Annotated in this window: 11 protein-coding genes; 3 read left to right on the plus strand and 8 right to left on the minus strand. The window is 52.8% G+C overall.

Features of this window, described 5'->3' with window-relative positions; genetic code table 11:
• Nucleotides 1-94: 94 nt before the first annotated feature.
• Both rplY and ACLJR2_RS16605 read right to left on the minus strand, forming a co-directional pair.
• The gene (gene rplY, locus ACLJR2_RS16600; protein WP_000494192.1) at nt 95-379 is read right to left on the minus strand and encodes a 50S ribosomal protein L25; all 285 of its coding nucleotides are present in this window, start codon (nt 377-379) and stop codon (nt 95-97) included.
• 124 nt (nt 380-503) lie between these two features.
• A complete protein-coding gene (locus ACLJR2_RS16605) occupies nt 504-2,264 on the minus strand; it encodes a DEAD/DEAH box helicase (protein WP_000578121.1) in 1,761 nt (586 codons plus the stop codon).
• Between the two features lie 151 nt (nt 2,265-2,415).
• Here ACLJR2_RS16605 and rsuA point away from each other — a divergent pair, with 151 nt between their 5' ends.
• The 3 genes from rsuA to ACLJR2_RS16620 all read left to right on the plus strand — a co-directional run bounded on the left by rsuA (nt 2,416) and on the right by ACLJR2_RS16620 (nt 5,064).
• Entirely contained in the window at nt 2,416-3,111 is a 696-nt protein-coding gene (gene rsuA / locus ACLJR2_RS16610; RefSeq protein ID WP_001234836.1) for a 16S rRNA pseudouridine(516) synthase RsuA, read from the plus strand.
• Between the two features lie 27 nt (nt 3,112-3,138).
• Nucleotides 3,139-4,329: a Bcr/CflA family multidrug efflux MFS transporter gene (locus ACLJR2_RS16615; RefSeq protein WP_000213349.1), complete on the plus strand. Its 1,191-nt coding sequence runs from the start codon at nt 3,139-3,141 to the stop codon at nt 4,327-4,329.
• A gap of 390 nt (nt 4,330-4,719) precedes the next feature.
• Nucleotides 4,720-5,064 carry a YejG family protein gene (locus ACLJR2_RS16620; RefSeq protein WP_001094639.1) on the plus strand — a complete coding sequence of 115 codons (345 nt, stop codon included), beginning with the start codon at nt 4,720-4,722 and terminating at the stop codon, nt 5,062-5,064.
• A 3-nt stretch (nt 5,065-5,067) separates the two neighbouring features.
• Here ACLJR2_RS16620 and yejF read toward each other — a convergent pair whose 3' ends face one another.
• The 6 genes from yejF to mepS form a co-directional block, all read right to left on the minus strand.
• Nucleotides 5,068-6,657 carry a microcin C ABC transporter ATP-binding protein YejF gene (gene yejF, locus ACLJR2_RS16625; RefSeq protein ID WP_000203620.1) on the minus strand — a complete coding sequence of 530 codons (1,590 nt, stop codon included), beginning with the start codon at nt 6,655-6,657 and terminating at the stop codon, nt 5,068-5,070.
• 1 nt (nt 6,658) lies between these two features.
• Complete coding sequence (locus ACLJR2_RS16630; RefSeq protein WP_001137761.1) at nt 6,659-7,684, minus strand: ABC transporter permease; 1,026 nt, start codon at nt 7,682-7,684, stop codon at nt 6,659-6,661.
• The gene (locus tag ACLJR2_RS16635; protein WP_000501623.1) at nt 7,684-8,778 is read right to left on the minus strand and encodes a microcin C ABC transporter permease YejB; all 1,095 of its coding nucleotides are present in this window, start codon (nt 8,776-8,778) and stop codon (nt 7,684-7,686) included. The genes ACLJR2_RS16630 and ACLJR2_RS16635 overlap by 1 nt, the downstream gene beginning before the upstream one ends.
• A gap of 9 nt (nt 8,779-8,787) precedes the next feature.
• Nucleotides 8,788-10,593: an extracellular solute-binding protein gene (locus tag ACLJR2_RS16640; RefSeq protein ID WP_000561742.1), complete on the minus strand. Its 1,806-nt coding sequence runs from the start codon at nt 10,591-10,593 to the stop codon at nt 8,788-8,790.
• Nucleotides 10,594-10,699: 106 nt separating this feature from the next.
• Entirely contained in the window at nt 10,700-12,256 is a 1,557-nt protein-coding gene (locus ACLJR2_RS16645) for a cyclic di-GMP phosphodiesterase (RefSeq protein ID WP_000957751.1), read from the minus strand.
• A 325-nt stretch (nt 12,257-12,581) separates the two neighbouring features.
• Complete coding sequence (gene mepS / locus ACLJR2_RS16650) at nt 12,582-13,154, minus strand: bifunctional murein DD-endopeptidase/murein LD-carboxypeptidase (protein WP_000241015.1); 573 nt, start codon at nt 13,152-13,154, stop codon at nt 12,582-12,584.
• Nucleotides 13,155-13,517 lie beyond the last annotated feature (363 nt).

Genomic DNA, 13,517 nt, shown 5'->3' on the forward strand with positions numbered 1-13,517 from the left:
AAAGTGGGTTCTCGTTGCTCTGCATGTCGTCAAATTCAATTAAACGCATAAAAAAACCCCGCCGGGGCGGGGTTTTTCTTCAACTTCCAGGCGATTACGCGCGAACGAAGTCGATGTGAGTCAGCTTCGGTTTGTAAGCGTGACGCTGTACAGCCTGAGCTTTAACTTTTACTTCTTTACCGTCAACAACGAGGGTCAGAACTTCGCTGTAGAATTCAGCTTTAGCTTGCATGTTCATCACCTGGTCGTGGTCCAGTTCGATAGCAATCGGGGCTTCAGAACCGCCGTAGATGATTGCCGGGAACTTGTTAGCGGCGCGCAGGCGGCGGCTCGCACCCTTACCCTGCTCTTTACGTACTTCTGCGTTGATAGTAAACATTTAAATCTCTCTTTAATAATTCCTGCTACAGGCGACCCAGCAACAGGTAAGTGATCTGCTTTGCGTATGCAAAGGCGGGCGGGATTCTATACTCAAATCGCCGTTACATCAATGAAAAGTACAATTAACCACGTAATTCGTGCGCCCGGCGGAAGCGGCCTTCATAGTCGAACACTTTTTCACGCACCTGCCAGTACTGGCCTTTCATCCGCGCGACCACAAAATCGGGATGCCGCAACAGCGCCTGCTGCGCGACAATATCCGCCGCCGTGATCCAGCGTAAAGGAACGCCGGGCGTGCGCGTATGCGGGCGAATAAATAGCTGTTCGAAAGCGGTACGCTGGGCGGGCGTGTGCAAGCGGAAGCGCTCACTGACATCCGCGCCGTCCTCGTCATAGTAAGTGATTTTCAGCCATTCGCCTTTCTCATCCTGCCCATGCTGCATCGTCATTCCGCTACAGCGCAGGACTAACGCATCCTTGAGCCTGAGCGCCGCTTTTAACATATCGTCTGGGTCGACCAGAATAGCGTCACATTCCCGGCAGCGTCGGGCGGCAATATCGTTTTCGGCATTACACTGCGGGCAGTTTTTGAAGCGAAAGCGAAAATCGCACTGCTCGCGATGGCCGTCGTCATCCTCAAACCAGCCCTGGCAGCGACGGCCAAAGTGTTCAATCAGCGTGCCGTCGGCAGTGGTTTTCCCCCAGAAGGTGTTGGCAAAGCCGCAGGCCGGGCAAAATACCTGGACAGGGACGTTATCGCTTTTTCCCTTCGGGCTACCGACCTCCGGGGCATACAGGTCGTGCGGGTTGCCAGCGTAATCAAGAATCAGGCAATCGGTCTTTCCCGGCGCAAGGCGCAGACCACGCCCGACAATTTGTTGGTAAAGACTAACTGACTCGGTGGGACGTAGAATCGCGATGAGATCAACGTGTGGGGCGTCAAAGCCGGTGGTCAGCACCGAGACGTTAACCAGATAGCGAAAACGCTGCGCCTTGAAATTATCAATCAGCGCGTCGCGCTCGGGCCCTGGCGTATCGCCGGTAATCAGCGCCGCGTCGTCCGCCGGAAGCAGACCGACAATCTCTTTCGCATGTTCGACCGTGGCGGCGAAAATCATCACGCCTTTGCGCGTTTGCGCAAATTCCATAATCTGGCTGATGATGTGCGGCGTAATCCGCTGCTGCTTTTTCAGCTCGCGGTTCAGGTCGGCTTCGCTGAACAGCCCATTGCTTTGGGCCTGCAGGCGGCTGAAATCGTATTGGACCACTGGCATATCAAGCCGCTCAGGCGGCGTCAGATAGCCGTGTTTAATCATATAGCGCAGCGGCAGTTCATAAATACAGTCGCGAAACAGAGCGTTGTCGTTGCCGCGCACCATACCGTGATAATGAAATTGATAAATCCAGCCTTTTCCGAGGCGGAAGGGCGTGGCGGTGAGCCCAAGCAGACGTAAGTGAGGATTAACTTTACTCAGGTGAGTGAGGATTTGCTGATACTGACTATCTTCATCGTCACCGATGCGGTGGCATTCATCGACAATCAACAGCGAAAACTCCTCCTGGAAGGCGTCAAGATTACGCGCCACCGACTGTACGCTGCCGAACACGACTTTGCCCTGACTCTCTTTACGTTTGAGTCCGGCGGCGAAAATATCCGCTTCCAGCCCCAGCGCGCAATATTTGGCGTGGTTCTGCGCGACCAGCTCTTTCACATGCGCCAGCACCAGTACCCGTCCGCGGGCGACGCGCGCCAGTTCGGCGATCACCAGGCTTTTACCTGCGCCGGTCGGCAGAACAATCACGGCGGGCGTACGGTGGCGGCGAAAGTGGCTGAGCGTGGCGTCTACGGCTTCTTGCTGGTAGGGGCGGAGTGTAAAAATCATGGTCTCACTACGTTAAACGGTTCCGGGAATAGTATGCCATGAATCATTTCCCTTGAGGGATATAGTTAGCCCGCTATACTGAGCGGATAGCAATTCCCTTTTTTCGGGTAGAATGCCCGATTTCCGTATTATTACAGGCTAAATCATACACATGCGACTTGATAAATTTATCGCTCAGCAGCTTGGCGTCAGCCGCGCTATTGCCGGGCGTGAAATTCGTGGTAACCGCGTTACCGTCGATGGCGACATCATTAAAAATGCGGCCTTCAAACTGCTCCCAGAACATGCGGTTGCGTATGACGGCAATCCCTTAGCGCAGCAACACGGGCCACGCTATTTTATGCTTAACAAGCCGCAGGGATACGTTTGTTCAACCGATGATCCCGATCATCCAACGGTGCTGTATTTCCTGGATGAGCCGGTGGCGTATAAGCTGCATGCCGCAGGACGTCTGGATATCGATACTACCGGTCTGGTGTTAATGACAGATGACGGTCAGTGGTCGCACCGCATTACGTCGCCGCGCCATCACTGTGAAAAAACCTATCTGGTGACCCTGGAGTCGCCGGTGGCCGACGATACGGCAGCGCAATTTGCGAAAGGCGTGCAGTTGCATAATGAAAAAGATCTCACTAAACCCGCTACGCTGGAGGTGATAACACCTGTGCAGGTCCGTCTGACCATCAGCGAAGGCCGTTATCATCAGGTGAAGCGGATGTTTGCCGCAGTAGGCAATCGCGTTGTGGAACTGCACCGCGAACGGATTGGCGCCATTACGCTGGATGAGAATCTGGCTCCCGGCGAGTACCGCCCGTTGACTGAAGAAGAAATCGCCAGCGTCGGCTAACTATCTCGTTAAATTCAGGAGTTCGATGTGACCACCCGGCAGCACTCTTCCTTTGCCATTGTCTTTATTCTTGGCCTGTTGGCCATGTTAATGCCGCTGTCAATTGATATGTATCTTCCAGCGCTGCCGGTGATTTCTGCGCAATTCGGCGTGCCTGCCGGTAGCGCGCAGATGACGCTCAGCACCTATATTTTGGGGTTTGCGCTGGGTCAGCTTATCTATGGACCGATGGCGGATAGCCTCGGGCGTAAGCCGGTCATCCTGGGCGGGACGCTGGTATTTGCCGCTGCGGCGGTCGCCTGTGCGTTGGCGCAGACTATCGATCAACTGATCGTGATGCGTTTCTTTCACGGTTTGGCGGCCGCGGCGGCAAGCGTCGTCATCAATGCGCTGATGCGGGATATTTATCCAAAGGAAGAGTTTTCGCGCATGATGTCATTTGTCATGCTGGTCACTACGATAGCGCCGTTAATGGCGCCCATTGTTGGCGGCTGGGTGTTGGTATGGTTAAGCTGGCACTATATCTTCTGGATACTGGCCATTGCGGCGATTCTGGCGTCAGTCATGATCTTTGCTCTGATTAAAGAGACGCTGCCCGTTGAGCGGCGTCAGCCTTTTCATATTCGTACCACAATAGGTAACTTTGCTGCGTTGTTTCGCCACAAACGCGTACTGAGCTATATGCTGGCGAGCGGGTTTAGTTTTGCCGGTATGTTCTCTTTTTTGAGCGCGGGGCCGTTTGTCTATATCGAAATTAATCATGTTCCGCCGCAGGATTTCGGCTACTACTTCGCGTTGAACATCGTATTTCTGTTTGTGATGACGATTATCAACAGCCGTTTTGTCAGACGGGTAGGGGCGCTAAACATGTTTCGGGCCGGGCTATGGATTCAGTTTGCGATGGCGGTGTGGATGGTTTTCAGCGCGCTGATGGGCATTGGATTCTGGGCGCTGGTGGTCGGCGTTGCGGCGTTTGTCGGCTGTGTGTCGATGGTTTCGTCCAATGCGATGGCGGTCATTTTGGATGAGTTTCCGCATATGGCCGGAACGGCGTCTTCGTTGGCGGGCACTTTCCGCTTTGGTATTGGCGCTATCGTCGGCGCGTTGCTGTCGCTGGCTACCTTTACCAGTGCGTGGCCGATGATCTGGTCGATTGCGCTTTGCGCCGCCTGTTCCATTCTGTTTTATCTCTACGCCAGCCGTCCCAAAAAACGGTGACGGGCGCGCTGTCCCTCAATGGCGCCGAAGAATGCGCAGGCGGCGTTGGGGGACGCTATCCGCTACACGATGGCAAAGCCAAACGGCTTTCATAGTTGATGTATATCAATTACCAATTCATCATTTTCCTCCTTTATGTTTATTTTATGTAAAATCCATTTATGTAAAAAGTCACATCATTGTAGTTAAAAAGGTTGAGTTAGATCGCAGAAACGGGTACATATAGCCCGCCGCTATCTCCGCGTCGGTAAAACTATTTTAACTCCCGCTTGCTGTAGAGCCACTGACGGAGAGAAGGGCGTTAGCAATCTGTTTAAGGACGGGTTGTCAATGATGTGTTAATATAAATGTAAGTAAATTGTGAAGTAATTGTGCTTCCGGGGAAAGAAAGTGAATACATTACAGCTCTCAATTGTTCACCGTCTGCCGCAAAACTATCGCTGGTCGGCGGGTTTTGCGGGGTCAAAGGTTGAACCGATTCCGCAAAACGGGCAGAGCACCGAGAATAGTCTGGTGGCGCTTAAACTGTTGAGTCCGGCAGGCGATAGCGCGTGGTCAGTGATGCATAAGCTCAGCCAGGCGCTAAGCGATATTGAAGTTCCTTGCTCCGTGCTGGAGTGCGAAGGGGAGCCGTGCCTGTTCGTTAATCGTCAGGATGAGTTTGCCGCCACCTGTCGGCTGAAAAATTTCGGCGTGGCGATAGCGGAACCTTTTTCTAACAATAATCCTTTTTAGGCGTCAGCTTAACGCGAGTAGCTGACGCGTATAGGCCTGTTGCGGTGCGGTAAACACGCGCTCGCATTGCCCCTGTTCAACCACCTCCCCCTGCCGCAGCACGATAACCTGATGGCACAGCGCGCGTACTACATGCAGATCGTGGCTAATGAAGATATAGGCCAGACGGTGCTTTTGCTGGAGCGATTTCAGGAGGGCAAGAATCTGCGCCTGAACGGTTTTATCCAGCGATGAGGTCGGTTCATCCAGAATAATAAGCGACGGTTTTAAAATCAGCGCCCTGGCGACGGCGATACGTTGACGCTGGCCGCCGGAAAACTCAGCGGGGTAACGATGCCGTGTTTCCGGGTCCAGGCCGACTTCCATCATGACCGCTTTCACCTGCTGTTCGCGCTGCGCGCCTGAAAGCGTAGGCTGGTGGACGCGCAGGCCTTCTTCGATAATTTGCAACACGTTTAAACGCGGGTTTAGCGATGAGTTCGGGTCCTGGAATACGACCTGGATACGGTGGCGAACAGGTAAAAGCTGGCGGCGGTTTAACGTATCCAGCGATTGACCGTCAAATACGATGCGGCCTTCGGAGCGGATAAGCCGTAACAGCGCCAGACCGGTGGTGCTTTTTCCCGATCCTGACTCGCCGACCAGACCCAGCGTTTCGCCTGGATGCAGGGTGAAACTGATATTGTTAACCACCACATTATGATCCACGACGCGCTTCAGAATGCCTTTGCGGATTGGGAAGGCGACGCGCAGCCTGTCCACTTCCAGCAACGGCGTCTGCCCGGCGGGGAGCGGAACCGGATCGCCTGTGGGTTCGCTGTTGAGTAGTTTTTGCGTGTATGGATGGGTCGGCGCGGAGAGCAGCGTGTCGGCGCGTTGGTTCTCTACGCACTTGCCGTGTTGCATTACCGCCACTGAATCCGCCATTTTTTTTACAATGCTGAGGTTATGGGTGATAAACAGCAATCCCATATTGAGCTCGCGCTGGAGTTCCCGCAGTAGAGATAAAATCTGCGCCTGTACGGAGACGTCGAGGGCGGTGGTCGGCTCATCGGCGATCAGTAATTCCGGCCGTGTTAACAGCGCCATGGCTATCATGACGCGCTGGCGTTCGCCGCCGGAAAGCTGATGCGGATAATCGCGCAGACGCTGGCTCGCCTGGCGGATACCGACCCGATCCAGACAACCGATCATCTCCGCCCTTGCCGCCTCCCGACGCATTCCCCGATGGAGCGACAGCACTTCATAGAGCTGTTTTTCCAGCGTATGCAGCGGGTTAAGTGAAACCATCGGTTCCTGAAAAATCATGGCGATTTTATTGCCGCGCACGCCGCGTAGCGTCTGCTCGCTGGCATGAAGCAATGATTCGCCGTGAAAGCGAATATCGCCGGAGAGGTAGACGGCGGGAGGGGTAGGCAAAAGACGCAGAATGGAAAGCGCCGTCACACTTTTTCCTGACCCGGACTCGCCGACCAGCGCCAGCGTTTCCCCGGCGTTCACCTGTAACGAAATGGCGTTAACGACAGGGCGCACGTGCTGTTGCTGACGGAAACCTACCGATAAATTTTCAATCGCAAGCAATGGAGATGTCATCTTATACCGCCTTAGCAGGATCAAAGGCGTCGCGTACCGCTTCGCCGATAAAAATCAGCAGCGATAGCAGAATGGCGACAGACAGAAAGGCGGCGATCCCCAGCCAGGGAGCCTGTAAGTTGTTTTTCCCCTGTAAAAGAAGTTCGCCGAGAGAAGGGGAGCCAAGCGGCAGACCAAATCCCAGAAAATCCAGCGACGTCAGGGTGGTGATGGAGCTACATAAAATGAACGGTAAAAATGTCAGGGTAGCGACCATCGCATTAGGCAACATATGGCGCAGGATAATGTCCCGATCGCTGACGCCAAGCGCCTGCGCGGCGCGGATATAGTCAAAATTGCGGGTCCGTAAAAACTCGGCGCGCACTACGCCCACCAGACTCATCCAGCCAAACAGTACGGTTATGGCCAGCAGCCACCAGAAGTTAGGCTGCACTACGCTGGAAAGTAAAATAATCAGAAACAGGGTCGGCATTCCCGACCAGACTTCGATGAGACGTTGTCCCCATAAATCGACTTTGCCGCCATAATAGCCCTGTAGCGCGCCCGCCAGTACGCCCATGACGCTGGAGCAAATCGTTAACATCAGGCCGAATAAAATAGAAATGCGGGTGCCGTACAGGATGCGGGCGAAAACGTCGCCGCCATTCGCATCGGTGCCCAGCCAGTTTTTCGCCGAAGGCGGGGAGGGGAAAGGCTGCGTGGTGGCAAAATTAATGGTATTGGCACCAAAGCGTACGGGGGCCCACAACACCCAGCCCCGATTCTCAAGCTGCCGTTGTAGCCAGGGGTCCTGATAATCTGCCGTTGTCGCCAGCGGGCCGCCGAAATCGCGCTCGCTGTAATTTTTTACCAGCGGAAAATACCACTGGCCTTCATAGCGCACCAGCAATGGCTTATCGTTAGCAATCAGTTCCGCGCATAAGCTCAGGCTGAACACGACCAGGAAAATCCATAGTGACCAGTAGCCCCGGCGATTATGGCGGAAACGCGCCCAGCGGGCCTGATTGACCGGGCTTAATCGCGGCATTATCGTCCCTCAAAATCAATGCGTGGATCGACCAGCGTATAGCTGATATCGCTCAGGATATTCAGTAATAAGCCAATCAGGGTAAAGATATAAAGCGTGCCGAACATCACCGGATAGTCGCGCGAAACGGTTGCTTCATAACCCAGCAGCCCCAGGCCGTTGAGCGAGAACATGACTTCAATTAGCAACGAGCCGGTGAAAAACATACTGATAAAAGTGGCGGGAAACCCGGCGATCACCAGCAGCATGGCGTTACGAAAAACATGTTTCCAGAGAATGTTTTTTTCACTCACGCCTTTAGCGCGAGCGGTAACGACATACTGTTTACGCACCTCGTCGAGAAACGAATTTTTCGTCAGCATCGTCAGGGCGGCAAAACCGCCGATGACGGTCGCCAACACCGGTAGCGTAATATGCCACAAATAATCGGTGATTTTCTGGTACCACGGTAACGTGTCAAAGTTGGCGGAGACCAGGCCACGTAGCGGAAAGATATCGTAGTAGCTGCCGCCGGCAAAAAAGACGATTAATAAAATAGCGAACAGAAAGGCGGGGATCGCATAACCAATAATGATAAACGCGCTGCTCCACACATCAAAGCGACTGCCGTTATGGACGGCTTTGCGGATCCCCAGCGGGATAGACACCAGATAAATAATCAGCGTGCTCCATAATCCCAGGGTAATGGAGACGGGAAGACTATCTTTGATCAGCGTTAGTACGGATGCGCTGCGAAATAGACTGTCGCCGAAGTCAAAAGAGAGATAGTCCCGTAGCATCTTGAAATAACGCTCATGCAGCGGTTTGTCGAAGCCGTAGCGATGGGTGATCTCCGCGATCACCTCCGGATCGAGTCCCCGGCCGCCGCGATAATGGCTGTCGCTGATATTGCCGACGCCGGTTTGCGCATGACTGGCGCGAACGCCTTCGCCGCTGGCGCCGGGCAACGCGCCGCCCTGGCCAAATTCAATCGCGGCAATCGCCTGATCGACAGGGCCGCCGGGAGCGATCTGCACGATAAAAAAGTTAATGGTAATAATGGCCCATAGCGTGGGGATCACCAGTAACAGACGGCGGATAAGATAGGCGCCCATTGATTCTTACTACCTCCTGGCTGCCGGTAGTTTGGCGGCTTTGTTGACATCATACCACCAGGTATCTAACCCGATGGTATATACCGGGCGAATCGCCGGATGGGAGAATTTATCCCACCAGGCGAGCCTGTCTTGCGCCATATACCACATCGGCAGCATGTAATAGTTCCAGGTCAGCACGCGATCCAGCGCCCGTCCCAGCGGCACCAGTTTCGCTTTATCACCCTGCGCTGCGATAATTTGCGCGATCAGTTTATCCACCACCGGGCTTTGTACGCCGGGAGCGTTATAACTGGAGTCAATGTATTCCGACGCCCATGAGATTTGTAGATCGGAGCTGGGCCAGGGCATCGCCCGCCATAGCCTCGGCATCATGTCATAGTCGCGGCTACGCATCCGGTTGGTGAGTTGAGAATTATCAACCTGGCGGATAGTCATCGTAATGCCCAGACGCTGAAGATTATGCTGGAAGGGCAGAACCCACTGGCTATTACTGCTGGCAGGAAGGAGAAGTTCAAACGTCAGAGGCTTACCGGTGACGCTATTGACCCGTTGCTGTCCGTTGATCACCCATCCGGCCTGCGTCAACAAGGCGTCAGCTTTAAGAAGATTTTCGCGATCGTAGCCGTCGCCGTTAGAGACCGGCGGCTGATAGATCTGGGTGAAGACTTCAGGAGGAAGATCTTTTTTCATCGGCGCGAGTAATACCAGCTCATCGGCGTCAGGGTAATTTCTGGCGGCGTACTCGGTATTCTGGAAGTAACTGTTGGTTCGGCTCCAGGCATTATAGAACAGCGCTTTATTCATCCACTCAAAATCGAAGGCCAGGGTGACAGCTTCACGTACCCGCCGGTCTTTAAATACCGGGCGCTGAATATTAAAGGCCAGCCAGCGTGTGTCCTGCGCCGACTCGTTTTTCTGCTCTTCTTTAATGATGTAATGATTATCGAAATTTTTACCGATGTAGCGCGTTGCCCAGTTTTTAGCGTCGTTTTCCAGCCGTAGATCAAATGCGCCCGCTTTAAACGCCTCGAAAGCGACATTATCATCAAGGTAGTAATCGTAGCGGATAGTGTCGAGGTTAAAGCGTCCACGATTGACCGGCAGATTAGCCGCCCAGTAGTTTTTGACGCGTGAATAGACAATGTACTGGCCCATTTTCCACTGAGTAATCCGGTATGGCCCGCTGGCTAAGGGCGGCGTTGAAAGCGGATCGCTGAGTTTGTGATTTTTCCAGAATTTTTCGGGCATGATCGGTAATGAAAACAGACTAAGCATGTCTTCTTTACCAGGCTTCGCCAGCTCAATTCGCACGGTTAAAGGCGCAATCGCCTTCACGGTAGTACCTTTATAGACCAGACGGAACTGCGGTACGCCTTCGGTCATGAACTTATGAAAGGTAAAAGCCACATCGCGGGCGGTAATGGGCGTGCCATCGTGAAAACGAGCGCGGGGATTAATCGAGATTTCCACCCAGGAATAGTCGGCGGCATAGCGGGCATGGTCGGCAATCAGCGGGTAATAGCTTCCGGGTTCATCATCCGAGGTGGTAAAAAGCGTATCGTAAAGGGCTTCGGTACGTACGCCGGGATTGCCGCGCAGCGAATAGCGATTGAAATTATCGAACGTACCAATGGCGGAAAGCGTCATCTGACCGCCTTTCGGCGCAGCAGGATTCACATAATCAAAGTGATCAAAGTTAAAAGCATACTTAGGTTCGCCGAGTACGGCGAAAGCGTAGCTTTCTTTGATTTCCTGGGCCTGGGCGCCAGCGCTAACCAGTGCGACAAGCAGAAGCATTACGCGCGCAATCATCTGAAGGCGGTTTCCTTATCGTATTGCCCGCTGCAAACCGGCAGGCGTTTCGCTGAATAATAAGTGACGTTGCGTCTGATGTGAATCCGTTAAAACCGTAAGGGGACTACCATTCAGGCACAGAAGGCGCCGACATCCACAGCACGAAATCTTTTAGGGGTAAAGGACGGCTAATCCAGTACCCCTGCAAGTAATTAACACCGTGATCGCGTAGCCAACGGGCCTGCTCCGGCGTTTCAACGCCCTCGGCCACCGTCAGCATATTCAGGCGTCTGGAGAGCGTCAGCACGGTATCCAGAACTGGAGACGTGACGGTTTCCGTGCCGATCGCCTGGATAAAACCGCGATCGATTTTCAGATAATCTAAAGTAAATCGCTCCAGATAAATCAGGGCGCTATGGCCTGTACCGAAATCATCTATAGCGATTTCAAACCCGGCGGAATGCAGCCATTCGAACAGTTTGGCCGCTTCATACTGCTGGAGCATATCGCGTTCAGTGATTTCCAGCACGATATGAAAATGGTGCGCGGGCAGGGCGTCCCTGAGCCGGTGCATATCCTCTTTAAAACTGTCGCTGTGCAGATGTTCCGGCGCGATGTTAATGCCAAATTTGGCACCGACGGGCATCACCTTCTGTAGCGTGGGAGCGTCGCGGGCGATCAGCTCGAACAGATGCTGCGTTAACGGTACGATAAGTTGTTGCGCTTCGGCATAGTGGATAAAGGCATCCGGCGGAATCTCGCCTGCCGTAGGGTGACGCCAGCGCAGTAAGACTTCAAGCCCGGTGACGCTCAGCGTACGAGTATCGACGACGGGCTGATAAACCACATAAAACTGCTCGTGTTTGATCGCCGTTAAAATCTCTTTGCCCGGTCGCGTCCGGAGGGCATAGATAAAGTAACAGATAAACCCCGCTACGATGCCGCTAATGCAGCCCAGCATCAACGCATACCACAAGTCATTGTAGGTCCAGCTATCGGCATAAAGCTGTATTTTAAGCGGCAGGCCGTTGATAGTTGCCTGTCGTGATGGCGTGCCCGGCAGCTCCGCGACGGTCAGCAGACGCGAAGAAAAGGTCGACAGCGCGGTATTGCCGACAATCAGCGCGATGCCGTTAAAATCGTCCTGGCGCGTGGTATAGAGTAAGTAGGGCGTCAGGTTAATATTCAGCGATGTGAATACGCCGCTGTCATTTAATAATGGGTTTCGATACCAAATCACCATTGTCGGTTTGTTGGGCATCATTGGCGTGCCGGGCAGAATCGCCATAGCAACGTCTTTGCGGATATCTATATCCGGTACCAGTTGCTGAAGCGGCATATTCATGGCGCCAGTGGCGGAAGAGCAGAACACTTTTTTATCTTTAATCAATAAGAAGGCGCGGACATTAAGGCTAAAAGCGGCTCTTGAGGTGAGTTCTGCGCCAACCTGCTGACAGGTGTTGATCGTCAACGGCTGAAGAATATCGGTGGTGGCTTTCAGGTCGGCGAAATAGCTGGCCAGGTAATGTTGTACATCAGAAAGGAGCGTATTGTATTTAACATCCCGTTTATGCCACGACAGGAAAAATTGCAGGCTACCAATAAGTAATGCTGCCGCTATCCCCGTAATGATACAGGTAAGCAGGATTTTCCGACCGGAAGAGGAGTCGCGTGTAAGCATAATTCCTGGTGTGACCTGAAAAGGCGGATGCCGGTTAAACTGGTTGATTTATAAGACTATAGCCTGGATTACCCCGGATAGTCATGCTTTTCTGTGATGCGCAGGAAAGCGTATTGTCGCAGTAGGCGTTGGGGGAAACGACCTGAATGCCTGATGGCGCTATGTTTATCAGGCCTACGTTCGTGTGTTGTAGGCTGGATAAGAGGCCACACGTCGCCATTCGGCAAAACGGGTTCAGAAGGGATAATAAGCAAAAGCACTGCCGAAGCAGTGCTTTTTATGTCGTCTCATCAGGTAAGCCAAGGGAGGTGCTGCCTGATGAAGATTAACTGCGGCTCAGAACTCGACGCGCTTCATTGTAGCGTTTTTTCCAGTACGGTTCGTTCATACTGGAGATAATGACGCCGCTACTGGTAGACGCATGGACAAACTGGTTATTGCCGATATAAATACCGACATGGCGACCAGTGGAACCGGCGCGGAACAGAACCAGATCGCCCGTACGCAGGTTATTGCGTGAAACTGCTTTGCCCATTTCCTGCTGTTCATAGGTTGAACGCGGAAGCTCTAAACCAAACTGTTCACGGAAGGTGCGCTGTACAAAGCTGGAACAGTCGACGCCTTTCTTAGTGCTGCCGCCCAGGCGGTAACGCACGCCTTTCCAGTCAGCATACTGATCCATAATCCGCGACTTAACGTCGAGGTTACGCACCATATTTTCAAATTCATCCTGAGAGGCTTGCAGTGAAGAGCTATCGCTATTGCCCACAGCATGCGTCTCAGAATGCATATTCTTTGCGGTATTGGTGGTTGTGCTACAAGCAGAAAGCAGAACCGCAACTGCAATCGCAGGAATCCCGCGCAAAATATATCTCAAAATCGGTTGAGATTTGACCATGTTGTTTGTTTTCCCTTGAAGTCCTTAACGATAAATATCGTTATAAAAATGCCAAACGTGATGAGACTAATTACCTGCACAGCTTGAGACAATTCTTTGTGCACAAATCTGTGGCGGAACGCACAAATTTATTCGCAATGAGAATAATTATCTGGCGAGGCAAAACGAGTTTGAGATTACCCGATTGTTGCTGTCATTGCGAGCGATTTCGCGTGATTTTTTATAAGAATTTATGATACGAAAAGTGAGCTATCAGCACGGGTCAAATTAAGCGCAAATCGTTTAAAAATCGTGCAACCTGTTCATTTTGCACAGGAATAATATGACCGAAAAATGATGGGCTGGGGGAATATCATCATAAAT

Origin of the sequence: Salmonella sp. SAL03688 (assembly GCF_046551895.1) — a bacterium.
In the GTDB taxonomy this organism is placed as follows: Bacteria; Pseudomonadota; Gammaproteobacteria; order Enterobacterales; family Enterobacteriaceae; genus Salmonella; species Salmonella enterica.